This is a genomic window from Pseudomonas sp. BN505 (assembly GCF_029873175.1).
Classification (GTDB): Bacteria; Pseudomonadota; Gammaproteobacteria; order Pseudomonadales; family Pseudomonadaceae; genus Aquipseudomonas; species Aquipseudomonas putida.
This window is the reverse complement of the sequence record NZ_SSOI01000064.1, coordinates 22,935-49,000: the sequence shown is the minus strand read 5'-3', so window position 1 is coordinate 49,000 and position 26,066 is coordinate 22,935. Positions and strand designations below refer to the sequence as shown.

General features: G+C 62.9%; 25 protein-coding genes. 10 read left to right on the top strand and 15 right to left on the bottom strand.

The window, feature by feature from the left end; all coding sequences use genetic code 11:
• Nucleotides 1-66: 66 nt before the first annotated feature.
• Nucleotides 67-1,479 (bottom strand): cytosine permease, encoded by a 1,413-nt coding sequence (locus E8E78_RS20500; RefSeq protein WP_049275085.1) that lies wholly within the window; start codon nucleotides 1,477-1,479, stop codon nucleotides 67-69.
• A 412-nt stretch (nucleotides 1,480-1,891) separates the two neighbouring features.
• Nucleotides 1,892-2,344: an Lrp/AsnC family transcriptional regulator gene (locus E8E78_RS20495; RefSeq protein WP_016499254.1), complete on the bottom strand. Its 453-nt coding sequence runs from the start codon at nucleotides 2,342-2,344 to the stop codon at nucleotides 1,892-1,894.
• A 111-nt stretch (nucleotides 2,345-2,455) separates the two neighbouring features.
• On the opposite strand from E8E78_RS20495, the gene E8E78_RS20490 reads away from it, so the two are divergent.
• Together E8E78_RS20490 and E8E78_RS20485 are read left to right on the top strand one after the other, a co-directional pair.
• Nucleotides 2,456-3,070 carry a LysE family translocator gene (locus E8E78_RS20490; RefSeq protein WP_016499255.1) on the top strand — a complete coding sequence of 205 codons (615 nt, stop codon included), beginning with the start codon at nucleotides 2,456-2,458 and terminating at the stop codon, nucleotides 3,068-3,070.
• Nucleotides 3,071-3,136: 66 nt separating this feature from the next.
• Nucleotides 3,137-3,769 (top strand): LysE family translocator, encoded by a 633-nt coding sequence (locus tag E8E78_RS20485; RefSeq protein ID WP_049275086.1) that lies wholly within the window; start codon nucleotides 3,137-3,139, stop codon nucleotides 3,767-3,769.
• 22 nt (nucleotides 3,770-3,791) lie between these two features.
• Here the strand turns inward: E8E78_RS20485 and E8E78_RS20480 are convergent, their stop codons facing one another.
• The 10 genes from E8E78_RS20480 to E8E78_RS20435 all read right to left on the bottom strand — a co-directional run bounded on the left by E8E78_RS20480 (nucleotide 3,792) and on the right by E8E78_RS20435 (nucleotide 13,013).
• Nucleotides 3,792-5,603: an ATP-binding protein gene (locus E8E78_RS20480; protein WP_114942520.1), complete on the bottom strand. Its 1,812-nt coding sequence runs from the start codon at nucleotides 5,601-5,603 to the stop codon at nucleotides 3,792-3,794.
• 80 nt (nucleotides 5,604-5,683) lie between these two features.
• Nucleotides 5,684-6,247: an NUDIX hydrolase gene (locus E8E78_RS20475; protein WP_049275823.1), complete on the bottom strand. Its 564-nt coding sequence runs from the start codon at nucleotides 6,245-6,247 to the stop codon at nucleotides 5,684-5,686.
• Nucleotides 6,248-6,249: 2 nt separating this feature from the next.
• Nucleotides 6,250-7,002: a GntR family transcriptional regulator gene (locus E8E78_RS20470; protein WP_016499259.1), complete on the bottom strand. Its 753-nt coding sequence runs from the start codon at nucleotides 7,000-7,002 to the stop codon at nucleotides 6,250-6,252.
• Between the two features lie 88 nt (nucleotides 7,003-7,090).
• Nucleotides 7,091-7,480: a carboxymuconolactone decarboxylase family protein gene (locus tag E8E78_RS20465; protein ID WP_049275824.1), complete on the bottom strand. Its 390-nt coding sequence runs from the start codon at nucleotides 7,478-7,480 to the stop codon at nucleotides 7,091-7,093.
• A gap of 192 nt (nucleotides 7,481-7,672) precedes the next feature.
• On the bottom strand, nucleotides 7,673-8,158 hold the full coding sequence (locus tag E8E78_RS20460; RefSeq protein WP_016487520.1) for a flavin reductase family protein: 486 nt from the start codon (nucleotides 8,156-8,158) through the stop codon (nucleotides 7,673-7,675).
• A gap of 12 nt (nucleotides 8,159-8,170) precedes the next feature.
• A complete protein-coding gene (locus E8E78_RS20455) occupies nucleotides 8,171-9,652 on the bottom strand; it encodes an aldehyde dehydrogenase (RefSeq protein WP_049275825.1) in 1,482 nt (493 codons plus the stop codon).
• Complete coding sequence (locus E8E78_RS20450; protein ID WP_049275826.1) at nucleotides 9,649-10,482, bottom strand: alpha/beta fold hydrolase; 834 nt, start codon at nucleotides 10,480-10,482, stop codon at nucleotides 9,649-9,651. The genes E8E78_RS20455 and E8E78_RS20450 overlap by 4 nt, the downstream gene beginning before the upstream one ends.
• Nucleotides 10,483-10,550: 68 nt before the next feature.
• Entirely contained in the window at nucleotides 10,551-11,147 is a 597-nt protein-coding gene (locus tag E8E78_RS20445; protein ID WP_003256068.1) for an amino acid synthesis family protein, read from the bottom strand.
• 264 nt (nucleotides 11,148-11,411) lie between these two features.
• Complete coding sequence (locus tag E8E78_RS20440; protein ID WP_049275827.1) at nucleotides 11,412-12,452, bottom strand: LLM class flavin-dependent oxidoreductase; 1,041 nt, start codon at nucleotides 12,450-12,452, stop codon at nucleotides 11,412-11,414.
• 75 nt (nucleotides 12,453-12,527) lie between these two features.
• On the bottom strand, nucleotides 12,528-13,013 hold the full coding sequence (locus E8E78_RS20435; RefSeq protein ID WP_016499264.1) for a flavin reductase family protein: 486 nt from the start codon (nucleotides 13,011-13,013) through the stop codon (nucleotides 12,528-12,530).
• Between the two features lie 317 nt (nucleotides 13,014-13,330).
• On the opposite strand from E8E78_RS20435, the gene E8E78_RS20430 reads away from it, so the two are divergent.
• On the top strand, nucleotides 13,331-14,737 hold the full coding sequence (locus tag E8E78_RS20430) for a cytosine permease (protein WP_016499265.1): 1,407 nt from the start codon (nucleotides 13,331-13,333) through the stop codon (nucleotides 14,735-14,737).
• A gap of 52 nt (nucleotides 14,738-14,789) precedes the next feature.
• On the opposite strand, the gene E8E78_RS20425 is transcribed toward E8E78_RS20430, so the two are convergent.
• Together E8E78_RS20425 and E8E78_RS20420 are read right to left on the bottom strand one after the other, a co-directional pair.
• On the bottom strand, nucleotides 14,790-16,415 hold the full coding sequence (locus E8E78_RS20425; protein ID WP_049275829.1) for a methyl-accepting chemotaxis protein: 1,626 nt from the start codon (nucleotides 16,413-16,415) through the stop codon (nucleotides 14,790-14,792).
• 228 nt (nucleotides 16,416-16,643) lie between these two features.
• Nucleotides 16,644-17,843: an NAD(P)/FAD-dependent oxidoreductase gene (locus E8E78_RS20420; RefSeq protein ID WP_049275830.1), complete on the bottom strand. Its 1,200-nt coding sequence runs from the start codon at nucleotides 17,841-17,843 to the stop codon at nucleotides 16,644-16,646.
• Nucleotides 17,844-18,389: 546 nt separating this feature from the next.
• Between E8E78_RS20420 and E8E78_RS20415 the strand changes: the two genes are divergently transcribed.
• Together E8E78_RS20415 and E8E78_RS20410 are read left to right on the top strand one after the other, a co-directional pair.
• Complete coding sequence (locus tag E8E78_RS20415; protein WP_049275832.1) at nucleotides 18,390-19,769, top strand: NAD(P)/FAD-dependent oxidoreductase; 1,380 nt, start codon at nucleotides 18,390-18,392, stop codon at nucleotides 19,767-19,769.
• 107 nt (nucleotides 19,770-19,876) lie between these two features.
• The gene (locus E8E78_RS20410; RefSeq protein ID WP_049275833.1) at nucleotides 19,877-20,416 is read left to right on the top strand and encodes an Rrf2 family transcriptional regulator; all 540 of its coding nucleotides are present in this window, start codon (nucleotides 19,877-19,879) and stop codon (nucleotides 20,414-20,416) included.
• 128 nt (nucleotides 20,417-20,544) lie between these two features.
• Here E8E78_RS20410 and E8E78_RS20405 read toward each other — a convergent pair whose 3' ends face one another.
• Nucleotides 20,545-21,456, bottom strand: a complete 912-nt coding sequence (locus E8E78_RS20405; protein ID WP_049275835.1) for an AraC family transcriptional regulator — start codon at nucleotides 21,454-21,456, stop codon at nucleotides 20,545-20,547.
• Between the two features lie 102 nt (nucleotides 21,457-21,558).
• On the opposite strand from E8E78_RS20405, the gene E8E78_RS20400 reads away from it, so the two are divergent.
• From E8E78_RS20400 to E8E78_RS20380, 5 genes are all read left to right on the top strand, one after another.
• Nucleotides 21,559-22,119 carry a carboxymuconolactone decarboxylase family protein gene (locus E8E78_RS20400; RefSeq protein WP_049275836.1) on the top strand — a complete coding sequence of 187 codons (561 nt, stop codon included), beginning with the start codon at nucleotides 21,559-21,561 and terminating at the stop codon, nucleotides 22,117-22,119.
• 99 nt (nucleotides 22,120-22,218) lie between these two features.
• Complete coding sequence (locus tag E8E78_RS20395; protein WP_049275837.1) at nucleotides 22,219-23,283, top strand: acyl-CoA dehydrogenase family protein; 1,065 nt, start codon at nucleotides 22,219-22,221, stop codon at nucleotides 23,281-23,283.
• The gene (locus tag E8E78_RS20390; protein WP_016499274.1) at nucleotides 23,280-24,101 is read left to right on the top strand and encodes an ABC transporter ATP-binding protein; all 822 of its coding nucleotides are present in this window, start codon (nucleotides 23,280-23,282) and stop codon (nucleotides 24,099-24,101) included. Before E8E78_RS20395 ends, E8E78_RS20390 begins: the two co-directional genes overlap by 4 nt.
• Nucleotides 24,088-25,293 (top strand): ABC transporter substrate-binding protein, encoded by a 1,206-nt coding sequence (locus E8E78_RS20385; RefSeq protein ID WP_049274829.1) that lies wholly within the window; start codon nucleotides 24,088-24,090, stop codon nucleotides 25,291-25,293. Before E8E78_RS20390 ends, E8E78_RS20385 begins: the two co-directional genes overlap by 14 nt.
• Nucleotides 25,293-26,048 (top strand): ABC transporter permease, encoded by a 756-nt coding sequence (locus tag E8E78_RS20380; RefSeq protein WP_016499276.1) that lies wholly within the window; start codon nucleotides 25,293-25,295, stop codon nucleotides 26,046-26,048. Before E8E78_RS20385 ends, E8E78_RS20380 begins: the two co-directional genes overlap by 1 nt.
• Nucleotides 26,049-26,066: the final 18 nt, after the last annotated feature.

Sequence of the window (26,066 nt, the reverse complement as noted above, 5' to 3'; positions counted from 1 at the left end):
TAGGCCCAGGCCTGGGGTGCTCATGTGGGAGCTGGCTTGCCGGCGATAGGGCCATTACAGGTTGAATCAGTGCCCCATGGCCAACTTGGCACTCGCCTGCCGACGACGGTAGGCACTGTCACGGCTGGCCAGCCACCAGTACAGCGGCGAGGTAATTGCCAGCCCTACCAGCCACGACAGGTCAGCCCCGTTGATGTGCTCGGAAATCGGCCCGACATACAGCGGCGTGTTCATGAACGGGATCTGCACCACGATACCTACCGCATAGGCAATCAACGCCTGTGGGTTGTAACGCCCGTAGATACCGCCATCGACCTGGAAGATCGACTGGATGTCGTAGTCACCTTTGTGGATGACATAAAAGTCGATCAGGTTGATCGCTGTCCACGGCACCAGCACCACCAGCAGCACCAGCACCATGTCGACGAAGTGGCCGATGAAGTCTGCCGAGGCGAACACCGCCACCACGCAGCAGGCCGACAGCACGATCAGCGACAGCACCGCACGGCTCTTGGCAGTAGGAATCCAGCGATAAGCGAAGGTTTGCACCAGGGTGATGATCGACAGCACCGCGCCATACAGGTTGAGGGCGTTGTGGCTGATGACGCTGAGCAGGAACAGCACCAGCATGATCGGGCCCAAGGTGCCGGTGGCCAGCTTGACCGCATCCATGGTGTCCATGCCTGCCGGGATCGCCAGTACCGCCACGGCGCCGAAGATGAACGACAGGCTCGAGCCCAGGGCAGAGCCCAGGTAGGTGGTCCAGAACGTCGAGCTGACTTTCACATCCGCCGGCAGGTAGCGCGAGTAGTCCGACACGTAGGGCGCAAAGGCGATCTGCCACAGCGCCGCCAGCGATACGGTGGCCAGCCAGCCGGCCAGGTTGAAGCTGCCACGGGTCAGGAAGTCGTCGCTTTGCACGTGGGTGAAGATGTAGCCGAAGCCGACCACTATGCCGATGCCCAGCACCCAGGTGCCGATACGGTTGAGCACGTGGATGAAGCGGTAGCCGATGATACCGATGATGCCCGACCCCAGCGCACCGATGACGATGCCCACCGGTACCGGCACGGTGTCTACCACGCCATGCAGCGACTTGCCGGCGAGCACGATGTTGGAAGCGAAGAAACCGATGTACATGACGCCGGCGATCACCACCACCAGCAGCGCACCGAGGGTGCCGAACTGCGCGCGGCTCTGGATCATCTGCGGGATGCCCATTTGCGGGCCCTGGGCCGAGTGCAGTGCCATCAGTACCCCGCCGACCAGGTGGCCGACCAGGATGGCGACGATGCCCCATATCAGGTTCAGGTGAAACAGCTGCACGCCCAGCGCGCCGGTGACGATGGGCAGCGGCGCGATATTGCCGCCGAACCACAGTGTGAACAGATCCCTTACCTTTCCATGGCGGTCTTGCGGGGGCACGTAGCCGATTGTGTGTTTTTCTATCAGGGGTGCCGAATTGGCTGCACTGGTCATGACTGACTCCAAGGCAAGGTAGGGCATCGGGAGCTGCCCGGGGGCGTGCCGGCGATGGGCGACGCGTTCTTGTTGGAGGGATGATGCGGGGCGCGGGGATAACGAGAAATTAGTAAATATGTACCCATAAACCTTAAAAAACCTAAGGCTGACAAAAGCTTAAGCGGGTGACGCTAGCAAGGACGGTGCCAGTTGGCGGCAGGGCTTGGGATAGAGGGGTTGAGCCCTGTGTCGGTAGAAAACGGTGGGCTTTGATGGTGCGTGATGCGCGTTTTCAGGGCAGCTGAATCGTTGCCTGTATAGGCCCTATCGCGAGCTTGCCCGGTGCCACAGGTATGGCGCAGCGTTTAGTACCTGTGGTGAACCTGTGGCAGCGGGCGAGCCCGCGAAAGGGCCAGTACAGGCGATGGAGCTACATCGGCAGCAACCGGTCCTGAATCACTTCTTTCATTACCAGGGTCGAGCTCAGGCGCTTCACGTTGGGAATGCTGGTCAGTTTCTCGTCGTACAGCTTCTGAAACGCCGGCAGGTCCTTGGCCACCACATGCAGCAGGTAATCCGGATCGCCAAACAACCGCTGCGCTTCGACGATCTGCGGGATCTCCGAAAGTGCCGCTTCAAAATCCGCCACTGGCTGGCGGGTGACCTCGCGCAGGGTCACGAACACCAGCGCAGCAAAGTTCAGCCCCAGGGCGCTCGGGGCCAGGCGGGCGTGATAGCCGAGTATCGCCCCGGACTCCTCCAGTGCCTTCAAGCGCCGATGGCACGGCGACAGGCTGAGCCCCACACGCTCGGCCAGCTCGGTTACCGACAGCCGACCGTCTTTTTGCAGCTCGGCAAGTATTTTTCTGTCAGTTCTGTCCATTGAGAAGAATCTTCCGGGAATTGAACGATTGCAGGGAATATACGAAAGAAAATCCCCGAGCGGAATCCGTAATCTTTCGACATCCCAAGGCAGTAGATAAGGAAGATTCAAGTGGCTATCAGTGTGCTGACGGCATTTTGGGCCGTGTCGATGCTGTTTGTGATTACCCCGGGTGCAGACTGGGCTTACGCCATTTCGGCAGGCATGCGCGGGCGCTGGGTGATGCCCGCAGTGGCGGGGATGTTGTCGGGGCATTTCCTGGCGACACTGGTGGTGGCTGCGGGTGTAGGCAGCCTGTTGGCAGGCCACCCGCTGGCGCTGACCCTGCTGACCTTGGCAGGGTGCAGCTACCTGCTGTGGCTGGGCGGCAACCTGTTGCTGAGCCCGGCATTGCCCGAGGCCGGGCAGGGTGGTGAGGGGGAGTCGGGTTCGCGTTGGGCGTTGAAAGGGTTTTGCGTCAGCGGCTTGAACCCGAAAGTGTTCCTGCTGTTCCTGGCCTTGCTGCCGCAGTTCACCGACCCGCAGTCGAGCTGGCCGGTGCCTTTGCAGATCTTGCTGCTGGGCCTGGTGCACCTGTGCAGCTCGCTGGTGATCTACTCACTGGTCGGCTATGGCGCCAAAGCCGTGCTGAGCACCCGGCCGGGGGCGGCGAAGCTGGTCGGGCGGGTATCGGGGGTGGCGATGATTACCGTGGCCCTGGGTTTGATAGCCGGGCAGATCAACTGATTTCACCCGTGACAAATGGCTTCAGATACACTCGCCGCAAACCCACGCACAACCAGGATGTGCCCCATGCCTGAAACCACCCAACTGCTAACCTTCGCCCTGATCTGCCTCGGCATGGTGCTGACCCCGGGGCCGAACATGATCTACCTGATCTCCCGTTCGATCTGCCAGGGCCGCAAGGCCGGGTTGATTTCCCTGGGTGGTGTGGCTCTGGGCTTTGTCATCTACATGTTTTGCGCGGCCCTGGGTATCACGGCGCTGGTAATGGCAGTTCCCTTTGCCTATGACGCGCTGCGTATCGGTGGCGCGCTGTACCTGCTGTACCTGGCCTGGCAGGCGCTGCGGCCCGGGGGCCGTTCACCCTTCCAGGTCCGTGAACTGCCCGCCGACAGCCCGCGGCGGTTGTTCACCATGGGGTTTGCCACCAGCCTGCTCAACCCCAAGATCGCCGTCATGTACCTGTCGCTGATGCCGCAGTTCATCGAACCGGGCCATGGCAGCGTACTGCTGCAGTCGCTGGTGCTGGGTTCGACACAGATCGCCATCAGCGTCACCGTAAACGCGATGATTGCAGTCATGGCTGGGTCCATCGCCGTGTTTCTGGCTGGCAGGCCGCTGTGGCAACAGGTTCAGCGGTGGTTGATGGGCACCGTGCTGGCAGGGCTGGCGCTGCGCATGCTGGCAGAAGGGCGCCGTTGATCGTCCATTGCGCTGCAAGGTATCAGTGGCTGCTGGCCGAGGCGTCTTCGGCCGAGGCCGCAGGCGGATCCTCCTGTGGCAGGTAAAGGGTGAAGGTGGTGCCCTGGCCGGGGATGCTTGCCACCTGTACATCGCCCCCGGACTGCTTGGCAAAACCGAACACCTGCGACAACCCGAGCCCGGTACCCTCACCCGGGGCTTTTGTGGTGAAAAACGGGTCGAAGATGCGCTCCAGCAGCTCGGCGGCAATACCCACACCGCTGTCGCTCACCGAAATCGCCGCGAACCGGGCTGGCGGCGAAGGCTGGCCGCGCAGGGCAGGCAGGCGCTGGTCAGGCTGCAGGCGCAGCTGCAAGGTGCCTTCGCCGGCCATGGCGTCGCGGCCGTTGAGCATCAGGTTGATCACCGCGGTTTCCAGCTGGCTGAGATCGGCGCGGATGTGGCACGGCGCCTGCGGTAGTTGCAGCTCGACCTGAATGCGCGCCCCGGTGGCGGTGTCGAGCATGTCGGCCATGGCCTCCAGCCGTGGCCCGGCCTCGAACACTTCGGGGCTGAGGGCCTGGCGGCGTGCGAAGGCCAGTAGCTGCCCGGTCAGTTTGGCACCACGGTGTACTGTGTCAGATATGGTCTTGATGTAGCGCTCGCGGCGTTTTTCATCAAGGTTGGGGCGCTGCAGAAAGTGCAACGACGAGCGAATGATCGTCAGCAGGTTGTTGAAGTCGTGCGCCACGCCACCGGTCAGCTGGCCGATGGCTTCCAGCTTCTGGGCCTGGCGCAACACTGCCTCGGTGTGCACCAGCTGGGTGGTGCGCTCGTCGACGCGGTGTTCGAGGGTGGCATTCAGCGCCTCCAGTGCAGCCATGGCCTCACGCACTTCGGCATGGGCCTGAACCCGCTGGATATGCGCCCAGCAACGCTCGGTCACTTCGCTGATCAGCGCCTGTTCGTAGTGTGTCCATGTGCGCGGTGCGTTGTCATGGATCGCCATCAGAGCGATGAGGCGGCCGCCTTTGATCAGCGGCATGCAGATGGTGGCGGTAATGCCGATGGCCTGGAAGGTGGCGGCTTCGTCGGCGGCCAGTTCACTGAGGTTGTCGTTGATCACCAGCGGCAGGCCGCTGCGCAGGCGGCTGAGTGCCAGACGGCCGAAGTCGTGCAGTTGGTACTGGCCCACCAGCCTCGGCGAGCCGGGGGCCACCGCGTCGCCACAGATGGTAAAGCCGTCCTCGTCAGCGTCCATCACCGCATACGCGCAACTGGAAAGGCTCAGGTGCTCGACCATCATGCGCGTGGTGGTGTCCAGGATCTGGTCCGCGGCGGTGGCGTCGGCTATGGCACGGCCGAGTGCGTCGAGAAAGTTCAGGTGCCTGTTGGCGAGCACGCTGGTGGTGGTTTCGGTGACCGTGTCGAGCATGCCCAGCACCTCGCCATCAAGGCCGCGAATCGGGCTGTAGCAGAAGGTGAAATAGGCCCGCTCCGGGCCGCCGTTGCGGTCGATGATCAGCGGAAAGTCTTCGATGTACACCGCTTCGCCAGCCAGGGCACGGTCAGCCATGCTGCCAATGTCGGCCCAGGCTTCCTGCCACACGTCGCGGAAGGGGATGCCAAGGGCCAGGGGCTTGCGCCCGAGAATCTGGGTGAAGGCATCGTTGTGCAGGGTGAGCAGGTCCGGACCCCAGAGTACGGCCTGCGGGAAGCGCGAGGCCAGGCACAGGGCCATGGTGGTCTTCAGCGCATCGGGCCAATGTTCCAGTGGGCCCAGGGGGGTGTTGGCCCAGTCGTGGTTGCGGATGCGTTCGGCCATCAGCCCGCCGCCGTCTAGCCATTTCGCCATGTGCTCTGTCGGTCCTTGTTTCAAGGTCTTTAGGGTGCACCGAGAATAGACGGTTGGCGAGTATTTTGTGGTGGTCTGTGCTAGCGAATGAAGTGCACCTTGCCGGTGTCATCATTGCCCATGTAAATGCCATACACCCCAGCCTGCCGCTCAAGGATGTAGCGCTCGAGAATCTGCCGGATTGCCGGGTAGTAGATCTCGTCCCACGGAATCTCGTCGGGTTCGAAGAACTTGTACGCCAGGGTCTCCGGCCCGTACTGCCCGGTTTCTTCGGTGACGCTGGCGCGGAAGATGATGTACACCTCGCTGATTTTCGGCACGCTGAAGATGGAGTAGGGCGAGACGATGTCGGCACGCACGCCGCTTTCTTCCCAGACTTCGCGCAGTGCCGCCTGCTCGGTGGTTTCGCCAGCCTCCATGAACCCGGCCGGCAAGGTCCAGGTGCCGGGGCGTGGCGGGATGGCGCGCTGGCACAACAGGTATTTGCCATCGCGCTCGATGATGCAGCCGGCGATGATCTTCGGGTTGATGTAGTGGATGTAGCCGCAGCCGGTGCAGTGCAGGCGTTCGTGGGTGTCGCCTGTGGGAACGCCCCGGGCCAGTTCCGTGGTGCAGTGCGGGCAATAGCGCGGGGCGGTAGGCATGATCAGCGACCTATGCGGGGTTCCTTGAGGGCCAGGGGCTCGACGATGTCGCGCACCTTGGGGTTGTCATCCTGCTTCTGGCGCAGGTAGTCCAGGGCCACCTTGGCGGCAGCGCGGACGTGGTCGACCGAAGCCTGGTGGGCCACCAGCGGGTCGCCGCCCTTGATGGCTTCGACGATCTTTTCCATTTCGCGGTTGCTGGCGCCACGGCGGTTTTCCTGCGAGACCGAGGTGGCGCGCAGGTAGCTGATGCGTGCCTGCAACTGGCGCAGCTGCTGGGCCGCCACCTGGTTGCCGGAGCCTTCCAGCAGCACATCGTAGAAACCTTGTACCGAATCCAGCACCTGTTGCAGCTCGCCTTCTTCCAGCGCTTCGCGGTTCACCTCCAGCGCACGTTCCAGGGCACGAATGTCCTTGGCCTTGGCGTTGAGAGTGAACAGCTGCACGATCAGGCCCTCGAGCACGCAACGCAGCTCGTAGATGTCGCGGGCGTCTTCCAGGGTGATGATGGCCACGCGCGGGCCCTTGGCGTCGGCAAACTCCACCAGGCCTTCAGACTCCAGATGACGCAGGGCTTCGCGTACCGAGGTGCGGCTGACGCCAAGGCGGTCACAGAGGTCGCGCTCGACCAGGCGGTCGCCCGGGAGCAGGTGGAAGTTCATGATCGCCGCGCGCAGCTTGTCTAGCACGATTTCGCGCAGGGTAACGGGGTTGCGGTTGACCTTGAAGCTGTCGTCGAGTGGCTGGCGTTTCATCAGGTGCGCTCTTTAAGAGGCTGTTGCGCCAACATCGCGGAACGCCCCGAACCGAGGCTTTCCATGCAGTGGTTCGAACAGCCCGTTGTTATCGGGTTGACTCCGCATCGGCTTCGGCAAACGCTTCACGGGCCAGGCGGAAACTGTCCACCGCCGCGGGTACGCCGCAATAAATACCGACCTGGAGCAGAATTTCGCGAATCTGTTCACGGCTCAGGCCATTGCGCAATGCGCCGCGAATGTGCAGCTTGAGCTCGTGGGGCCTGTTGAGCGCGGAAATCATGGCCAAGTTTATCATGCTGCGCTCTTTGAGCGACAAGCCTTCGCGGCCCCAGACGTGGCCCCAGCAGTATTCGGTGACCAGCTCCTGCAACGGCCTGGTGAACTCGTCGGCGTTCTGGATCGAGCGGTTGACGTAGTCCTCGCCCAGCACCTGGGTGCGGATCTTCAGGCCTTTTTCGTACTTTTCGTTGCTCATTGCCTGGCTCCGAATCAAAACAGGGGCCGCAACCAAGGGTGAGAGGGTCGCGCGGCCCCTAAAAAGGGGTTATTGGGGCCGCTTTGCGGCCCTTTCGCGACACAAGGCCGCTCCTACAGAAGACCGCGATTCTTTGTAGGAGCGGCCTTGTGTCGCGAAAGGGTCGCGCAGCGGCCCCAGCATTTTCAAAATTCAGCCAAGGGGCGGCAGGGCGCCGAGCTTGCCTTTGTGGTAGACCATCGGCGTCACCGGCTCGGCCGGCAGCACCAGGTTCTTCACTGCGCCGACGATGATCGCGTGGTCACCGCCGTCATACTCGCGCCACAGTTCGCACTCGATGATCGCCGTCGCCTTGGCCAGCAGCGGGTTGCCCAGCTCGCTCAAGTGCCACTCGACGCCCTTGGCCTTGTCCTTGCCCTTGCCGGCGAAGGCATAGGCCTCGGCAGTCTGTTCGGCGGACAGCAGGTGAATGGCGAACTGCTTGCTGTCACGCAGGATCGGATAGGTGTCGGAGGCGTAGTTGGGGCAGAACAGTACCAGCGCCGGGTCGATCGACAGCGCGCTGAAGGCGCTGGCGGTGATGCCGACAATGGCGCCGTCGGCGTCCAGGGTGGTGACTACCGTGACGCCGGACGGGAAAGAGCCCATCACGTCTTTGTAGATGCCGGGTTCGATCATCTCGTGTTCCTCCTAGCGCATCACGAACGGGTCGGGCATCGGCGCGGTGGACAGGTTGATCCACACGGTCTTCAGCTCGGTATAGGACAGCACCGAATCGATGCCGCTCTCACGGCCGTAGCCGCTGTTCTTGAAACCACCAATTGGCGCCATGGCCGACACGGCGCGGTAGGTGTTGACCCAGATGATCCCCGAGCGCACGTCGCGGGCCAGGCGATGGGCACGGCCTAGGTCGCGGGTCCAGATGCCGGCTGCCAGGCCGAACTGCGAGTCGTTGGCGATGGCCAGGGCTTCCTCTTCGGTCTTGAAGCGGATGACCGCAGCGACCGGGCCGAACACTTCTTCCTGCATGATGGTCATCGAGTTGCTGTCGCACTCGAACAGGGTCGGCTCGTAGAACCAGCCGTCACCCTCGACCTCGGCACGCTTGCCGCCCATGTGCAATTTGGCGCCTTCAGCCTTGGCCGCAGCCACCAGGCCTTCGACCACGGCCAGCTGCTGTGCGGTGGCCATGGGGCCCATTTCGCTGGCGTCGTCTTGCGGGTTGCCGATGCGGATGCGCTTGGCGCGGGTAACCAGGCGCTCTACGAATTCGTCGAAGATCTCGTCCTGCACCAGCAGGCGCGAACCGGCCACGCAGCTTTGCCCGGAGGCGGCATAGATGCCGGCCACGGCACCGTTGATGGCGCTGTCTAGGTCGGCGTCGGCGAAGATGATGTTCGGCGACTTGCCGCCCAGCTCCAGCGACAGCTTGGCGAAGTTCTCGGCACTGCTGCGTACCACGTGGCGGGCGGTGGCAGCGCCGCCGGTGAAGGCAATTTTGCGCACCAGTGGGTGGCGGGTCAGCGCCGCGCCGGTGGTTGGGCCGTAGCCGGTGACCACGTTGACCACACCGGCCGGGAAGCCGGCTTCGAGGGCCAGGCGGGCCAGCTCGAGGATGGTCGCCGAGGCGTGCTCGGAAGGTTTGAGCACGATGGTGTTGCCGGCGGCCAGGGCTGGGGCCAGCTTGATCGCGGTGAGGTACAGCGGGCTGTTCCACGGGATGATCCCGGCGACCACGCCGATTGGCTCGTGCACGGTGTAGGCGAACAGGTCGGGCTTGTCCAGCGGCAGGGTGCCACCTTCAAGCTTGTCGGCCAGGCCTGCGGTGTAGTGGAAGAACTCTGGCAGATAGCCGACCTGGCCGCGGGTTTCGCGGATCAGCTTGCCGTTGTCACGGCTTTCCAGCTGGGCCAGGTGTTCCTTGTTCTCGGTAATCAGGTCACCCAGGCGACGCAGCAGCTTGCCACGCGCGGTGGCGGTGATGCTGCGCCATTCCTTGCTTTCGAAGGCACGCTGGGCGGCCTGCACGGCCAGCTCGACGTCGGTTTCGTCAGCGTCGGGAAGCTGTGCCCAGGCCTGGGCGGTGGCCGGGTTTAGGCTGTCGAAGGTCTTGCCGCTCTGGGCATCGCGCCATTGGCCGTCGATGCACATCTGGAAACGAACGAGGGTCATGCAACAATCCCCTTGGCGGATTCGGTGAGGGTGCGGGCTTGCGCGAGGAAGTCCAGCAGCATCTTGTTGACTTCACGGGGTGCTTCTACCGGCATCATATGCCGTTGCTCGGCGAGGACCACACTGTGCGCACCCGGGATGCTGGCGGCGAGCTGGCGGGTCATGGCCGGGGTGGAGCCCGAGTCGAGTTCGCCCGTGGCGATCAGCGTCGGCACCTGGATGCTGCCCAGGTCGCCGGCGCGGTACATGTCCTGGGTGGCAAACAGCGAATACGTGGTGTGGTAGCCCTGCGGGTCGTTGCTCGCCAGTACCTGGCGAATGGCGGCGACCTGCGCCGGGTTGGCAGCCTTGTACTCACGGCTGAACCAGCGGTCGAGGGCAGCATCGACGTTGGCGTCGGGGCCCAGCTCTGCCGCCTGGGCAGCGCGGGCGATCACGCCGGCACTCTGTTCGGGGGTGCGGTTGAACACGCTGTTGAGCACGACCAGTGCAGTCAGGCGCTGCGGGTAGTTAAGGGCAAAGGCACGAGCAACCAGCCCGCCCATGGAGAAGCCGATCACGGTCGCTTGTTGAATTTGCAGGTGCTCGAGCAGTTCGGCGAGCTGGTCGGCGTAGCCTTCCAGCGGCGTGTCGGCAGCCGGCACGCGGCTTTGACCATGGCCGAGCATGTCGTAGGCGATGACGCGGTAGTCGTTGGCCAGGCCAACGATCTGACCGCCCCACATTTCCTTGTTCAGGCCCACGCCGTGGATCAGTACCACGGGTTGGCCCTGGCCTACGGACAGGTAGCTGGTGCCGGCAGGTGTACGTTCAGCGACAGGCTGAATCATGGAGGGCGCTCCTTGAAGGTCGGGCACGGCGGGAAAGCACGCCACGCCCCGGCCCGTCTTGGTTGTTGTTATTGAGCGTTGGCTTTTTCGGCAGCCAGTTCTTCCAGGTCGATGTAGCGGTTGCCGATGCGCGGGTGCAGGCGGCCACCGTCGGCAGCGCCCAGCACCACGACGATTTCATCGGCGCGCGGGGCGTCTTCGATCTGCATTTCCAGGGTGATGTAGTGCGAACGCAGGCCTTCGTCGTCCTTCTGCATCATCGGGATCTGGATCGAGGTACCAGGGCCGCCGCGCTTGTTGGTGAAGCTCAGGTAGCTCTTGGCCTGGACCGCTTCGCGGTAGTGGTTGCCGAAGCGCAGGGTGTGGATCACCGCCGACGCATGCTCGATCTCGCCGTCGGCGCCGACCACGGCAGCTTTGCCGTAGGCTTCGATCTTGTCGGCACCACCGATAGCGGCGGTCAGGCGCTCGACCATCAGGGCACCCAGCTCCGAGCAGTTGGCGCGGATTTCCGGCTTCAGATCTTCAACAAAACCGCGACCGGCCCATGGGTTCTTTATCACGACGGCCAGGCCGACCATGGTCACCGGTTTGTCGGTGGCCTTGCCGCCTTCGATGCGGGTCTCTTCGGAGTAGGTGACGATCTTGCGGATTTCGAAACTCATGGGTGGCTCCTGGTGAGGGTTATCAGCTCTTGTTGTCTGATGGTATACCATAATATTTGTTGTGCAAGAGGTGTCAGGAAATTTCTCTTGCCGGGGGACGAAAGGTGGCCTGATGCCTTGATTTCTCTGTTGTCTGTACTGGCCGCTTCGCGGGCTTGCCCGCTCCCGCAGGGACTGCACAGGTTTCAAAAAAAAGCCCGCTCACGCAGGCCGAAGGGGCCCACGGGAGCGGGCGCGTCCCGCAATGATTCAGGCAATGGGAATTCAGGCGAACGCCGGCACCACTTCCTTGATGAACAGCTCCAGCGACTTCTTCTTTTCGGCGTGGGGCAGGCTGTTGTCGCACCAGAAGCTGAACTCGTCGACGCCGAGCTCCTGGTAGTACTTGATGCGCGCGATAATTTCTTCCGGGGTGCCGATCATGGTGTTCTTGCGGATGTTCTCCAGCTGGAATGCCGGCACTTCGGCAAACTTCGATTCCGGGCTCGGCTCCAGGAAGCCGTTGACCGGTACGGTCTTGTTGCCGAACCAGGCATCGAACGTCCGGTAGAAGCGCGAAATGGCCTGGGCGCCGATTTTCCAGCCTTCAGGTTCCGCCGGGCTGTGCACGTGGGTATGGCGCAGCACCATCAGTTGTGGGCGCGGCACGTCCGGGTTGTTGTCCAGGGCGGCCTGGAACTTGTTCTTCAGGTCGAGCACTTCTTCATCACCCTTCATCAGCGGGGTGACCATGACATTGCAGCCGTTGGCCACGGCGAAGTTGTGCGAGTCCGGGTCGCGGGCAGCGATCCACATCGGCGGCGTTGCGTTGAACGGTTTCGGCACGCTGGTGGAGGTGGGGAACTTGTAGACTTCGCCGTCATGGGCGTAGTCGCCTTCCCACAGTTTGCGTACCACAGGCACCATCTCGCGCAGCGCCTTGCCGCCGTCGGTGGCTGGCATGCCGTTGGCCATGCGGTCGAACTCGAACTGGTAGGCGCCACGGGCCAGGCCCACTTCCATGCGGCCGTTGCTGATCACGTCGAGCAGGGCGCATTCGCCGGCGACGCGGATCGGGTTCCAGAACGGCGCAATGATAGTGCCGGCACCCAGGCGAATTTTTTCTGTGCGCGCGGCCAGGTAGGCCAGCAGCGGCATCGGGCTTGGCGAAATGGTGTACTCCATGGCGTGGTGTTCGCCAATCCACACGGTGCTGAAACCGCCGTCTTCGGCCATCAGGGTCAGTTCGGTCAGGTCTTCGAACAACTGGCGGTGGCTGACCTGTTCATCCCAACGTTCCATGTGTACGAACAACGAAAATTTCATGGGGCTTTCCTCAACGCTTGAAAGGGGCTGGCGCCTGGCAGGGTGGGCGCCAGTGGTCACGATTCAGAATAGGCTTCAGGCAAAGGCGGGCAGGCTGGCCATCTTGCCGCGGCAGTACACCATCGGCCGTGGCGCTTCTTCGGGCACGATCAGGTTATGCACCTTGCCGACCATGATGGCGTGGTCGCCACCTTCATATTCACGCCACAGTTCGCATTCGATGACGGCGGTGGCACCGGCCAGGATCGGGTTGCCCAATTGGCTCATGGACCACTCGATACCGCTGGCCTTGTCCTTGCCCTTCTTGGCAAACGCATAGGCTTCGGCTTGCTGTTCACCGGACAGCAGGTGAATGGCAAAGCGCTTCTGCTTGATCAGCACCGGGTAGGAGTCGGAGGTGTAGTTGGGGCAGAACAGCACCAGCGGCGGGTCCATCGACAGGGAGGAGAAGGCGCTGGCGGTCAGGCCGACAACCGAGCCGTCGTCGTCCAGGGTGGTGATGACGGTAACGCCGGACGGGAAGGAGCCCAGGACGTTCTTGTAGACGGTTGCGTCGATCATCGGGAGTACCTCTAAAAGGCTGCGGTGGTCCGCGGTTTTTATCGTTGATGTGTCTGATGGTATACCGTAATACCTATTTTGCAAGCGGAATTTTCAAGCATGGGTATTGCGCGATGAACGGCGCTAAGCCACGTAGGCCGTGGCTTAGCGCGGTGAGGCGGTTTGTAGAAGGGGTTTCCAAAGCAGATCAGTGGACGCTTTTTCGTGCGGATCAGTGTTGTCAAAAGTTTGGAATACCATAATATGGTCCGCAGCTGAGAGGCCGCCTAGACGCGGTTTCCTTACAAAGATAAAAACGACCTTTCGAGCTGAATCCTATGTCCCAACCGTCATCGCAACACCAGTTTGTCGAGAATCACACGGTCGATTACGTTCCGCCTGCCGAGCGCCACGGGAAGGCGCGCGACCTGTTCACCCTCTGGTTCAGTACCAACATTGCGCCATTGCCTATCGTTACCGGCGCCATGGTGGTCCAGGTGTTCCACCTGAACCTGTTGTGGGGGCTGATCGCGATTGTGCTGGGCCATCTGGTCGGGGGTGTGGTCATCGCCCTGGCCTCTGCGCAGGGACCGCAGCTGGGCATTCCACAGATGGTGCAAAGCCGTGGCCAGTTCGGCCGCTACGGCGCCTTGCTGATCGTGTTCTTCACCGCACTGATCTATGTCGGCTTCTTTATTTCCAACATCGTCCTGGCGGGCAAGACCATTCACGGCATTGCCCCGAGCATGCCAATGCCGGGCGCGATCGTGATCGGTGCCCTGAGCGCCACGGCCATTGGCGTGATCGGCTACCGCTTCATCCATGTCCTGAACCGCATCGGTACATGGGTGATGGGCTCTGCGCTGCTGGCGGGGTTCATCATGATGTTCGCCCAGGAGCTGCCGGCAGACTTCTTCAGCCGTGGTGCATTCAATCTGTCGGGCTTTATCGCCACCGTGTCGCTGGGCACCATCTGGCAGATCAGCTTCTCGCCTTACACGTCCGACTATTCGCGTTACCTGCCGCGTGAAGTGGGCATTGCCAGGCCGTTCTGGGCCACGTACTTCGGCGCGACCCTGGGCACCATCCTGTGCTTCAGCTTTGGTGCCGTGGCGGTGCTGTGCGTGCCGGAAGGTACCGACGCCATGGACGCGGTCAAGCAGGCCACCGGCTGGCTGGGCCCGATCCTGATGGTGCTGTTCCTGCTCAACATCATCAGCCACAACGCCCTCAACCTGTATGGCGCGGTGCTGTCGATCGTCACCGCGATCCAGACCTTCATCGCCGAATGGACGCCGAGCATCAAGGTGCGGGTGATGCTGGCCACGGTGATTCTGGTGGGCTGCGGGATGGTTGCACTGAACGCCTCGGCGGACTTCATCGGCCACTTCATCGGCCTGATCCTGGCGCTGCTGCTGGTACTGGTGCCGTGGGCTTCGATCAACCTGATCGACTTCTACCTGATCAAGAAAGGCCAGTACGACATCGCTTCGATCTTCAGTGCTGACGGCGGCATCTATGGCCGCTTCAACCACCACGCGATCATTGCTTATGCTTGCGGCATCGTGGTGCAGCTGCCGTTTGCCAATACGGCGCTGTATGTGGGGCCGTATTCGAACATTGTCGAAGGGGCGGACTTGTCCTGGCTGTTCGGTCTGCTGGTGACGGTGCCCTTGTATTACTGCCTGGCGACCCGCGGCAAGGCTGCCGAGCAGGCGGGGCGGGTTGTGAGTGTCAACGACTGACAGATTGACGGTGCTGTAACAGGGGCCGCAGGGCGGCCCCGGCTGTATCCGATCAAACCTTGAACTGTGCCACCATGCCATTCAGGTCCACTGCCAACCGCGACAGGTCCTGCGCCGCCGCACTGGTCTGGTTGGCCCCGGCCGACGTCTGCATCGCCAAGTCGCGAATGTTGACCAAATTGCGGTCCACCTCGCGCGCCACCTGCGCCTGTTCCTCCGAAGCGCTGGCAATCACCAGGTTGCGCTGGTTGATCGAGGCAATCGCCTCGGCAATCACTTCCAATGCCTGACCGGCGCCCTGTGCCACTTCCAGCGTGCCCGTCGCACGTCCCTGGCTGCTGTGCATCGCGGTCACGGCCCGCTCGGTACCGTTCTGGATACCGGCGATCATCTGCTCGATCTCTGCGGTCGACTGCTGGGTGCGGTGGGCGAGGGCGCGGACTTCGTCGGCGACCACGGCAAAGCCACGGCCCGCCTCGCCGGCGCGCGCGGCCTCGATGGCGGCGTTCAGTGCCAGCAGGTTGGTCTGCCCGGCAATTGCGCCGATCACATCCAGCACGCGGCTGATCTCATTGGCATTGCTGGCCAGCTGTTCGATTTCGGCCGAGGTACCTGTCACGTCGGCCACCAGGTGCTGGATGGAGGCCAGTGCCTGGTTGACCCGGTCACGGCCATCGCGGGTGGTCTGGTCGGCGCCTTTCGAGGCATCGGCGGTGCTGACCGCATTGTTGGCCACTTCCTCGACCGCGGCGGTCATCTGGTTGACGGCCGTGGCGGCCTGGTCGATTTCGGCACTCTGCTGGTGCAGCCCGCGGCTGGTGTCTTCGGTGACCGTGTGCAGTTCTTCCGAGGCCGAAGCCAGCTGGTCGGACGACGCAGCGATCTTGCGCAAGGTGTCACGCAGGCTTTCCTGCATGCGGCCCAGGGCGCGCAACAGCATGGCGGGCTCGTCGCGGCCGGTAACGCTGATTTCGCGTGTGAGGTCGCCGGTGGCTACGCGTTCGGCGACAGCCACGGCATCGGCCAGCGGCACCACGATGCTGCGGGTGAGCACGGTGGCAATGGCGGCCAGGGCAACCATGATCACCAGCAATGAGACGATGATGGCAGTGAACGCTTCGTCGGCCACATCGCTGCTGCGCTGCGAGGCCTCTTCGGCACCTTTGCTGTTATAGGCGATCAGCGCGGTCAGGGCCTTCATCATGGTGTCGGCGCGCTGCGTGAGCGGGCCGCTTATCTGCTGCTTGGCCTCGTCCATGCGGCCTGCGGCAATGTCCTGCAGCACGCTCACCTGCAGGTCCAGGTACTGTCGGTGCGCCTCATCGAAGGTGTTGAACAGGGCGCGGTCGTCGGCGGCGATGATGGTGTCGGCGTAGTCTTTCAACCCGTCCTTGAGCTCGGCATTGATGCCATCGAGCATCTGCAGGTTGCGAGAACGTTCGGCGGGGTTGTCGTCCAGCGCGGCGCGCAGGGTAACGGCGCGGGCGCGCCCCAGGTTGCTGCTGATGTCACCCAGTGCTACCACGGCTGGCATCCAGGTGACCCGGATTTCGTCGGTGGCCTTGTCCATCTGGCGGGTTTCGTAGAGTGCGATAAGGCCCATGACCAGGACCAGGATGCCCAACAGGGCGAATACGCCGGCAGCGCGAATGCCGATCTTCAAATTCCTTAACTGCATGGAATGCTCCTTGACGGTGGCGTGCAGGCGTCAGGAGCTGGCTGCAAAGCCAGGACACCGAGGTGGCGCCAGGCTCTTGATGCACTGCGGGTTAGTAGATTTTTCTCACCCTCTTGCATGGTTTTTCTTTGAATGATGCCATATGGCCATCATTATTGAACAGTCATTCAATGTAACGAAATAATTGACAAAACCGCCATTTTTGACGGTTTTGTCAGGTTTTTCACATCAAGCGATCGGAATCATCGGGTCGGCAGCAGCCAGCGCCAAGCTCCGGTCGGCTGCCGGCGGGTAGATCCACACCGAGTTGATCTGACGCTTCAGTTCCTTGCCTTCCTGGCCCTGCAGTTTCAATCTTCGCTCCCAACCTTCGCTGTACGCCGCGCCCCACTCACCCAGGTCGAGGCAGGTGACGTACTTGGGCTGGCGGTACACCACAGGTGCCACCCCAAGCAGGTCGGCCATGGCGTTGTTGCCACTGTGGCGACCCATCGGGATGGCGTGCTGGCATGTCATCAGGGCGTGGTTGCCAACGTCGTCGACAGCAGCCCAGGCGGTATCGCCGGTCGCATAGATGTGGTCCTGGCCAATTACCTTGAGGTGCCCGTCGACCTTGAGCCGGCCGAAGTTGTCCCGCTCGCCGGCAACCTGCGCGGTCAACGGGCTGGCCTTGACGCCGACGGTCCAGATCACGGTATTGCTCGCGATGTAATCGCCGTTGTCCAGGGTTACGCCACCGGCATCGACAGCCACCACCGAGGTGCCAGTCAACCACTGCACGCCAGCAACCTGCGAGGCGGCAACAATCGACGGCTTGATGCCTGCACCCAATGCCGCGCCGATGCTGGCGCCACGGTCTACCAGCAGCACCTGCACATCGGCGTCTGCGAGGATGGCGCGCAGCCGGGCGGGCATTTCGGTGGCCGTTTCGATGCCGGTGAAACCACCGCCGCATACCACCACGGTATTACGGGCAGGTGAAGCGGGCAGGGCGGCCAGGCCCGTCAGATGCTGCTCGAGGCGCATGGCCGACTCCATCTTGTCGACGTCGAAGGTGTGCTCGGCCAGGCCCGGGACTGCCGGGCGTGCTACCTGACTGCCAGCGGCGAGGATGAGGCGATCGTAGCTGATCTGCTGGCGCTGGCCTTGGCTGTCGATGTAGCTCACGGTGCGCGCATCGGCGTCGATGGCTTCGGCGTTACCGGTGATGAAATGCACGCCCACCGCACTGAACAGCTCGCCTACGGGGGCCTTCAACGTGTGTGCGTTGGCCTCGTAGAAGCGCGGGCGAATGTGCAGTTCCGCTTGCGGCGCGAGCACGCTGATGCTCAGGTCGTCGCGCTGGGCCTGGTCGAGTAGCCGGGCGGCGCTCAGGGCGCTCCACACACCGGCAAAGCCGGCACCGATGATCAGGATGTTGGATTTCATGCAGGTGCTCCGCAAAGGTCGGGGATGAAAAGGTGGCTTCGATCACACGATAGGTGCTGCTCGAATAACTACGACTCTATTGGTCGTAGTTTGTCTCTGCAAGTTTTTTTCATCATTGCGATGAGGCGAGCCCCAGGACGAGCGTACGCAAAGGCCGTATTTCGAGCTGCCGTGACTGCCGCGGCCAGGGCCGCAAACCTTGCTATCCCCACCCCCATCCGTTATAGATAAAAAAGAAACCATAAAGAAAAGAGGCCATTTCAGCCCCCCATGCACGAGATCACACGTATCTTCCGCCCCTCAGGCCCCCATTTTGCGCCCTGCGCAGATGGATACGGGCCCGCCCCCATGACCCTCTCTCCGCTTTCGAGCCTGTACCACGTGTTGTCGATCCCACCGGTCAAGCTCCTGCTGACCCAGATGCGCAAACGCCCCGTCCCTCCACCTGCACCGTAGCGCCTGAATTCTCTATCACCCCCGGTCTTTTGCCGTTCGGGGTTGGGGAGCCTTTGCATTTTTTCAGCGTTCAACTGTTCAGGAATCACTATGACTCTTCGTGTCGCTATCATCGGTGCCGGCCCGTCCGGCCTTGCGCAACTGCGTGCCTTCCAATCCGCCCACTCCCAGGGCGCACCCATGCCCGAAATCGTATGCTTCGAAAAGCAGGCCGACTGGGGCGGTATGTGGAACTACACCTGGCGCACCGGCCTCGACCAGCATGGCGAGCCGGTGCACGGCAGCATGTACCGCTACCTGTGGTCCAACGGCCCCAAGGAATGCCTGGAGTTCGCCGACTACAGCTTCGATGAGCACTTTGGCCGGCCGATTTCCTCGTACCCCCCGCGCGAGGTGCTGTGGGACTACATCCAGGGCCGCGTGAAGAAGGCCGGGGTGCGCGACTACATTCGCTTCAATACTGCGGTCAAGAACGTCACCTTTGATGAAAACACCCGCGAGTTCACCGTCAGTGCCCACGACTACAGCGCGGGGCTTGGCATCGAGCAGGTGTTCGATTACGTGGTAGTGGCCAGTGGGCACTTCTCTACCCCGCACGTGCCGGAGTTTGAAGGGTTCGAGCGTTTCACCGGCCGTATCCTGCATGCCCACGACTTCCGCGAAGCGATGGAATTCAACGGCCAGGACCTGCTTATCGTTGGCAGCAGCTACTCGGCCGAAGACATTGGCTCGCAGTGCTACAAGTACGGCGCGCGCTCGATCACCACGGCTTACCGTACCCAACCGATGGGCTACAAATGGCCCAAGGGCTGGGAAGAGCGCCCGCAACTGGTGCGCGTCGAAAACGACCTGGCGTTTTTCGCCGATGGCTCGAACAAGCGCGTGGATGCGATCATCCTGTGCACGGGCTACCAGCATCACTTCCCGTTCCTGCCCGATGAACTCACCCTCAAGACCAACAACCGCCTATGGCCTGCGGGCCTGTACCAAGGCGTGGTGTGGGAGCAGAACCCGCAGTTGCTCTACCTGGGCATGCAGGACCTCTGGTACAGCTTCAACCTGTTTGATGCACAGGCCTGGTTTGCTCGCGACTACATGCTGGGGCGCATCAAGCTGCCGACCAAGGCTGGCATGCAGGCCGACAGCGCGCGCTGGCGCGAGGATGAGGAGCAACTGGCAACCACTGCTTCGATGTATGAATTCCAGGGCCGGTACATCAAGCACCTGATCGATCAGACGGATTACCCGCGCTTCGACATCGATGCGGTGAACCGCATCTTCCTGCAATGGAAGACCGACAAGAAGCACGACATCATGGGCTACCGTGACAAATCCTACCGCTCGGTGATCACCGGCACCCAAGCGGTACCACACCATACCCGCTGGATGCAGGCGATGGACGACTCGCTGCAGGAGTACCTGCGCGAAACGGATGGCAAGCAAGGCGAGGTGAAGGTGCTGCGCGGGTAGCTGCCGGACCGGCCAGCACGATCAGGATGCGTGCAAGCGGGGGGAAGTGTTTTGCCGTACCGACGCTCCCCGCGTATCATTTGCGACAGGGTTGGTCGGAGATTGATATGTCGCTTTATAGTGCTGGCGTCGAATACGGCATCCATTGCCTGCTGTTTCTGGTAGGCGAGGGCGGTGAGAGCCGTGATTCCAGCGTGCGCGACCTGGCCGAGTTGCAGGGCGTGCCGCAGGAATACCTGGCCAAGGTTTTCACCAAGCTGGCACGTGCCGGGTTGGTGGCCGCCACCGAAGGCGTGCGCGGTGGTTTTCGCCTGGCGCGACCGGCGGATGAAATCAACGTGCTGGATATCGTCAACGCCATCGACGGGCCGAAGAAGATTTTCGATTGCCGCGAGATTCGCGAACGCTGCACGCTGTTCGAGGGCTCGCCGCCCGCTTGGGCGACGGAGGGCACCTGTGCGATTCATGCCGTGATGCTGGGGGCGCAGAAGCGCATGGAGGAGGCGTTGGCGCAGCAGACCATCCTCGATCTGGCGCGGCGTTTCGGGCGCAAGGCCCCGGCTGAGTTCGGTCAACAGGTGAACAGCTGGATGGGGGAGCGGCGCGAGGGTAAAGGTGGCGGGGATATACCGGTCAGCCAGGTCTGAATGTGTTACCTGCACCGGCCTTTTCGCGGGTGAACCCGCTCCCACAGGTACTTCACAGGTCTTCAAAGCTGTGGTGTCCCTGTGGGAGCGGGTTTACCCGCGAAGAGGCCGGTACAGGAGCAACGCTTTCAGCGCCCTTCATGCTGGCGCCGATACGCCCCCGGCTGCACCCCCATCGCCTTGGCAAATGCCCGGGTAAACGCTGCCACCGACTGATACCCCACCTGCGCACCCACCTGCTCCACGGTATTCCCCGCCCGCAGCAACTGGCTGGCATGGCGCATGCGCAGCGCCAGCAGCACTTGCCCCGGCGATTGCCCGGCCAGTTCATTAAAACGCTTGAAAAACGCCGACCGCGACAAGCCGGTGCAGGCGGCCATGCTTTCCAGTGTCCAGGCTTGCCCAGGTTGCTCGATCAACTGTTCCAGCAACCCGGCAAATGCCGGCTGGCGGGCGAGGGCGATCAGCCCGCCCAGTGACTGCCCGGCATTGACCTGCTGGCGCAACACGTACAGGAACAACAGGTGCGTCAGCCGCTCCAGCAACGTCTGTGACGGCCCAGCGGCACGCCGGCATTCTTCCAGAATCAGCTCGAACAGCGCCCGCGCCGCACTCCCCGTGGGGTCTTCGGCGCGCAGCAGGATCCAGTCAGCCAAGCCCTCGACAATCAGCGAGGACAGGCCGGACTGGAAATGGAAGAAGCCGCACACCAGCCCGACGCCATCGCTGGCCTTGCTGTCCAGTGTCTGCATGGCCTGGCGCGGTTGGGCACAGGCGTCGACCGGGTCCTGATCGCTGGACAATCGGTAGGCAAGGTCGCGCAACAGGAACACGGCATCTCCCTTTTCCAGGCGCACCGCTTGCCGCTGGCCGTCGATGTGCAGCCAGCAATGGCCCTGCACCACCAGGTGGAAACTGGCGCGGCCCATGCCCTGGGTGCTGGCGTGCCAGCCACCGCAGTAGCGGCCGACATGAAACAGGCTGGCATCAAGCTCCAGGCCCTCTAATAACCAATCGACAAGGTGGCTCGACGAAATCATCTAATACAAAGACTCAGGAACAAGGAAAGGCGACTGATGAATATGGAGGGTAATTCTTATAACCAACAGACTGTAGTGACACCCATCAAAGGAGACCACTCCATGTCCTCGCGCATTACTTTACACACGCTGCAGAGTGCTCCGGAAGCGGCCCGGCCGTTTCTGGAGAATGCCCAGAAGAATTCCGGCTTCATCCCCAACCTGCTGGGCGTGCTGGCCAACGCCCCGGCGGCGCTGGAAACCTACGTGACCGTTTCGGCACTCAATGGCAAGTCCGAGCTGAGCCTGGCCGAGCGTGAAGTGGTACAGCTGATTGCCGCCACCCGACACGGCTGCGACTTCTGTGTCGCCGGCCACACCGCCGTGGCGCTGAACAAGGCCAAGCTGCCGCAGGAAGTAGTCGATGCCCTGCGTGCTCGCGGCGAACTGCCCGATGCCCGTTACGAAACCCTGGCCGCCTTCGCCCGTGAAGTGATCGACACTCGCGGTAACGTCTGCGAAGCCACCTACCTGGCGTTCCGTGAAGCTGGCTTCAGCGAAGGCAACGCGCTGGAAGTGATTCTCGGGGTAAGTCTCGCAACCCTCTGCAACTTTGCTAATGTTTTCGCCCAGACGCCGCTCAACGAAGAGCTTGGCAAGTACCGCTGGCAGCCTTCTGCATAGCCCACGTGTGAGAGCGGCCCTGACGCGGTCGTTGTAGGGGCGGCCTTGTGCCGCGAATGGGCCGCAAAGCGGCCCCGGCGTTCCAAAAGGAGCAAGACCATGCAAGATTGTGCATTTCGACACTGGCTGGATGCCAATGCCGAGGCCATCGACCGGGGCCTGTGCGAACCGCAGCAGGTGCTGGCGCAGATCGCCGAATCACAGCTGTTGCGCATTGGTGTCGCCCCGGCCCTGGGCGGCACGGGCGGGCAGGTGACCGATGCGGTCGAGGCGATTGCCGCCATCGCCAGTCGCTCGTTGGCCGCAGCCTTCGTCTGCTGGGGCCAGCGTGCCTTTATCGAATATTTGTTGCACAGCCCCAACCAGCCCCTGCGCGAGCGCCTGCTGCCGCGCCTGCTGACCGGCGAACTTGCCGGCGCCACCGGGCTGTCCAACGCCATGAAGTTTTTGTCCGGTATCGAAGCGTTGCAGGTACGCGGTCGCCCTGCAGGCGATGGCTGGCACCTGGAAGGGCGCCTGCACTGGGTGACCAACCTGCGCAAGAGCGGTTTTGTAGTGGCGGCGGCCATTGAAGACGAAGCCGGTGGTACGCCGTTTGTACTGGCCATTCCTTCCGAGGCCCACGGCCTGGAGCGCTCCGACGACCTGCAACTGATGGGCCTGCAGTCGAGCAATACGGCGGCGCTGGCCTTTCACCAGGTGCCGCTGGCGCGTGACTGGCTGCTGCACGAAAATGCCCGCGAATTCCTGCCACGGGTACGCCCGGCATTCCTGGCGCTGCAATGCGGCATGGCCATCGGCCTGGCGCGACGAGCGCTGGACGAGGTTCAGGCGCACCTGCACGGCCGCACCTCTTTCCTCGACGAAGCCCGACAGGTGCTCAGCGAGCGGCTGGAAAACACCGTGAGCGAGCTGAAGCAGGGGCTGCTCGATGGCCGCTTCCAGCAACAGCCGGCCGCCCTGTTCAAGCTGCGCATCATCCTGGCAGAAAGTGCCGCCGACGCGGTGCAGCTGGAGCTGCAGGCCAGTGGTGGCAAGGCCTACCTCAGCGAGTATGGCGAAGGCTTCGCCCGCCGCTGGCGCGAGTCGGCGTTCGTGCCGATCGTGACGCCGAGCCTGGTGCAACTGCGCGCCGAACTGCAACGCCAGGCGGGCGCGGCATGAGTGAAGTGTTGCTCGAAGCTCGCGACATCAGCTTGGGCTACCCGCGCGAGGGTGGCTGGCAGCAGGTGCTGGCGCAGTTCGACCTGCAGTTGGCGCCAGGCGAAGTGGTGAGCATTCTTGGCCCCAGTGGCGTCGGCAAGTCCAGCCTGCTGCGGGTGCTGGCCGGCCTGCAACAGCCCCGCGGCGGCAGTGTCGCCTTGCACGGCCAGGCGCTCCAGGGCCCGCACCCCCGTCTGGCGGTGGCTTTCCAGGACCCGAGCCTGCTGCCCTGGCTGAACCTGGAAAAGAACGTCGCCTTCGGCCTCGACTTTGCCCGCCAGCCCAAGCTGGCCGCTGACGAGCGGCGCGCCCGCATCGACCATGCGATTGCCGCCGTGGGCCTGGCCCACGCCCGTGGCCAGTACCCGGCGCAGTTGTCCGGTGGCATGGCTCAGCGCACCGCACTGGCCCGCTGCCTGGCCCGCCAGCCCGAGGTGCTGCTGCTGGACGAGCCGTTCGGCGCGCTGGATGAAGTGACCCGCGCCGACATGCAGCAACTGCTGCTGCAACTGATCGCCACCCACAACACGGCGGCGGTACTGATCACCCACGATATTGACGAAGCCCTGCTGCTGTCCGACCGGGTCCTGCTACTGGGCAACCACCCAGCGCACATCCTCGGCCAGTGGCACATCGACCTGCCGCAACCGCGCACGCAACGGGTCGAAGAACTGGGCGCCCTGCGCATCGAAATCCTCAAAACCCTTCGGCGGGCAAGCCGCACAGTCGAACCTATCTCAACCCCGTTGCCCTCGGAGGCTGTCCATGTGCATGGATGACTGCTGTTCCTCTTCATCGCGTCGTGATTTTCTCAAGCTCGGTGCCATGCTCACGGCCGCTGGCGCGCTGCCGTTGCTCTCGAGCCTGCAAGCCCGTGCCGCTTCCGAGCCGGACGCGCCAGTGCGTATCGGCTACCTGCCAATCACAGACGCCACGCCATTGCTGGTGGCGCATAACAACGGCCTGTTCGAGGCCGAAGGCATCAAGGCCGAGCGCCCGGTGTTGCTGCGCAGCTGGGCGCAGGTGATCGAGGCGTTCATCTCCGGGCAGGTCAACGTGATCCACCTGCTGTCGCCGATGACCGTGTGGGCGCGTTATGGCAGCAAAGTGCCGGCCAAGGTGGTGGCCTGGAACCATGTGGGCGGCTCGGGCCTGACCGTGGCGCCCGATATAAGCGACATGAAACAGCTCGGGGGCAAAACCGTGGCCATCCCGTTCTGGTATTCGATCCATAACGTGGTGTTGCAGCAGATGCTCAACGACAATGGCCTGACGCCTGTGTCGAAGCCTGCCAATGCGCAGTTGGCCGCCAACGAAGTCAACCTGCTGGTGCTGCCACCATCCGACATGCCGCCAGCCTTGGCCAGCAAGCGCATTGCCGGCTACATCGTCGCCGAGCCGTTCAACGCCCTGGCCGAGAACCTCAAGGTTGGCCGCGTGCAGCGCTTTACCGGCGATGTGTGGCGCAACCACGCGTGCTGCGTGGTGTTCATGCATGAGCATGACTTGAACAATCGCCCCGAATGGTCGCAGAAGGTGGTCAACGCCATCGTCAAGGCCCAGCACTGGACCCGCGACCACCGCGCCGAAGCAGCCGCGTTGCTGTCCAAGGCCGGCCCCAACAAATACACCCCGCACGAGCCCGCGGTGCTGGCCAAGGTACTGGCCCCGGCCGCGGAGGACCGTGCCGGCTACATTGCCAGTGGTGCCATTCGCCATCAGCAGTGGGACGAAAAGCGCATCGACTTCCAGCCATACCCGTTCCCCAGTTACACCGAAGAGCTGGTCAAACGCCTGAAAACCACCCTGATCGAAGGTGATAACGCGTTCCTTGCCGGGCTTGATCCGGCGCAGACCGCCCGCGACCTGGTCGAAGATCGCTTCGTGCGCAATGCCATCGCGGCGGTCGGGGGGCCGTCGGTGTTTGGCATCGCTGACAAGTTCGAGCGTAGCGAGGAGTTCGCGGTCTGATGCGCACGCATGTCGTACATGCCGGCCTTGGGCTGGCCGGGTTGTTGGGTTTGTTGCTGTTGTGGTGGGCTGGCGTTGCCGTGTTCGGCGAGGCCGACGGCCTGTCGGCGCGCTTTTCACCGGCGGCAACCTTGGCCAGCCTGGCCGAGCTGTTGGGGCAGGGCGAGGTTTACGGGCACATCTGGGTCAGCCTCAAGCGCATCCTGGTCGGGTTGCTGCTGGCGCTGCTGATCGGCGTGCCGCTGGGCTTGCTGGTGGGCAGCTACCGGCACCTGGAGGCGGCAACCACCCCGGCGTTCCAGTTTCTGCGCATGATCTCGCCCTTGTCGTGGATGCCGGTGGTGGTGATGTTGATGGGCGTGGGTGACCAGCCGATCTACTTCCTGCTGGCGTTTGCCGCGTTATGGCCGATCTTGCTGAACACCGCGGCGGGCGTCAGGCAGCTGGACCCACGCTGGCTGCAACTGAGCCGCAGCTTGAGCGCCACGCGCTGGGAAACCTTGTGCAAGGTGATCGTGCCGGGGGTGATCGGTCATGTGTTGACCGGCGTGCGCCTGGCCATCGGCATTTTGTGGATCGTGCTGGTGCCGTGCGAAATGCTCGGGGTGAGTGCGGGGTTGGGGTATTTCATCCTCGATACCCGCGACCGGCTGGCGTATTCCGAACTGATGGCGATGGTGCTGCTGATTGGCGTGCTGGGGTTCGTGCTCGATGCCCTGGCGCGTGCGCTGCATCGGCGATGGGTGCATGGCTGAAAGGCCAATGCGGCTGCT

Coding starts and splice junctions, on each gene's coding strand:
- E8E78_RS20475 (WP_049275823.1), bottom strand. CDS start 6,247: ATGCCTACCGCCCCGCGCTATTGCCCGCACTGCACCACGGAACTGGCC.
- E8E78_RS20455 (WP_049275825.1), bottom strand. CDS start 9,652: ATGACCCTCGTTCGTTTCCAGATGTGCATCGACGGCCAATGGCGCGAT.
- E8E78_RS20400 (WP_049275836.1), top strand. CDS start 21,559: ATGTCCTCGCGCATTACTTTACACACGCTGCAGAGTGCTCCGGAAGCG.
- E8E78_RS20415 (WP_049275832.1), top strand. CDS start 18,390: ATGACTCTTCGTGTCGCTATCATCGGTGCCGGCCCGTCCGGCCTTGCG.
- E8E78_RS20480 (WP_114942520.1), bottom strand. CDS start 5,603: ATGGCGAAATGGCTAGACGGCGGCGGGCTGATGGCCGAACGCATCCGC.
- E8E78_RS20390 (WP_016499274.1), top strand. CDS start 23,280: ATGAGTGAAGTGTTGCTCGAAGCTCGCGACATCAGCTTGGGCTACCCG.
- E8E78_RS20450 (WP_049275826.1), bottom strand. CDS start 10,482: ATGATTCAGCCTGTCGCTGAACGTACACCTGCCGGCACCAGCTACCTG.
- E8E78_RS20410 (WP_049275833.1), top strand. CDS start 19,877: ATGTCGCTTTATAGTGCTGGCGTCGAATACGGCATCCATTGCCTGCTG.
- E8E78_RS20465 (WP_049275824.1), bottom strand. CDS start 7,480: ATGAGCAACGAAAAGTACGAAAAAGGCCTGAAGATCCGCACCCAGGTG.
- E8E78_RS20445 (WP_003256068.1), bottom strand. CDS start 11,147: ATGAGTTTCGAAATCCGCAAGATCGTCACCTACTCCGAAGAGACCCGC.
- E8E78_RS20440 (WP_049275827.1), bottom strand. CDS start 12,452: ATGAAATTTTCGTTGTTCGTACACATGGAACGTTGGGATGAACAGGTC.
- E8E78_RS20385 (WP_049274829.1), top strand. CDS start 24,088: ATGTGCATGGATGACTGCTGTTCCTCTTCATCGCGTCGTGATTTTCTC.
- E8E78_RS20380 (WP_016499276.1), top strand. CDS start 25,293: ATGCGCACGCATGTCGTACATGCCGGCCTTGGGCTGGCCGGGTTGTTG.
- E8E78_RS20435 (WP_016499264.1), bottom strand. CDS start 13,013: ATGATCGACGCAACCGTCTACAAGAACGTCCTGGGCTCCTTCCCGTCC.
- E8E78_RS20470 (WP_016499259.1), bottom strand. CDS start 7,002: ATGAAACGCCAGCCACTCGACGACAGCTTCAAGGTCAACCGCAACCCC.
- E8E78_RS20430 (WP_016499265.1), top strand. CDS start 13,331: ATGTCCCAACCGTCATCGCAACACCAGTTTGTCGAGAATCACACGGTC.
- E8E78_RS20395 (WP_049275837.1), top strand. CDS start 22,219: ATGCAAGATTGTGCATTTCGACACTGGCTGGATGCCAATGCCGAGGCC.
- E8E78_RS20500 (WP_049275085.1), bottom strand. CDS start 1,479: ATGACCAGTGCAGCCAATTCGGCACCCCTGATAGAAAAACACACAATC.
- E8E78_RS20460 (WP_016487520.1), bottom strand. CDS start 8,158: ATGATCGAACCCGGCATCTACAAAGACGTGATGGGCTCTTTCCCGTCC.
- E8E78_RS20425 (WP_049275829.1), bottom strand. CDS start 16,415: ATGCAGTTAAGGAATTTGAAGATCGGCATTCGCGCTGCCGGCGTATTC.
- E8E78_RS20420 (WP_049275830.1), bottom strand. CDS start 17,843: ATGAAATCCAACATCCTGATCATCGGTGCCGGCTTTGCCGGTGTGTGG.
- E8E78_RS20495 (WP_016499254.1), bottom strand. CDS start 2,344: ATGGACAGAACTGACAGAAAAATACTTGCCGAGCTGCAAAAAGACGGT.
- E8E78_RS20405 (WP_049275835.1), bottom strand. CDS start 21,456: ATGATTTCGTCGAGCCACCTTGTCGATTGGTTATTAGAGGGCCTGGAG.
- E8E78_RS20485 (WP_049275086.1), top strand. CDS start 3,137: ATGCCTGAAACCACCCAACTGCTAACCTTCGCCCTGATCTGCCTCGGC.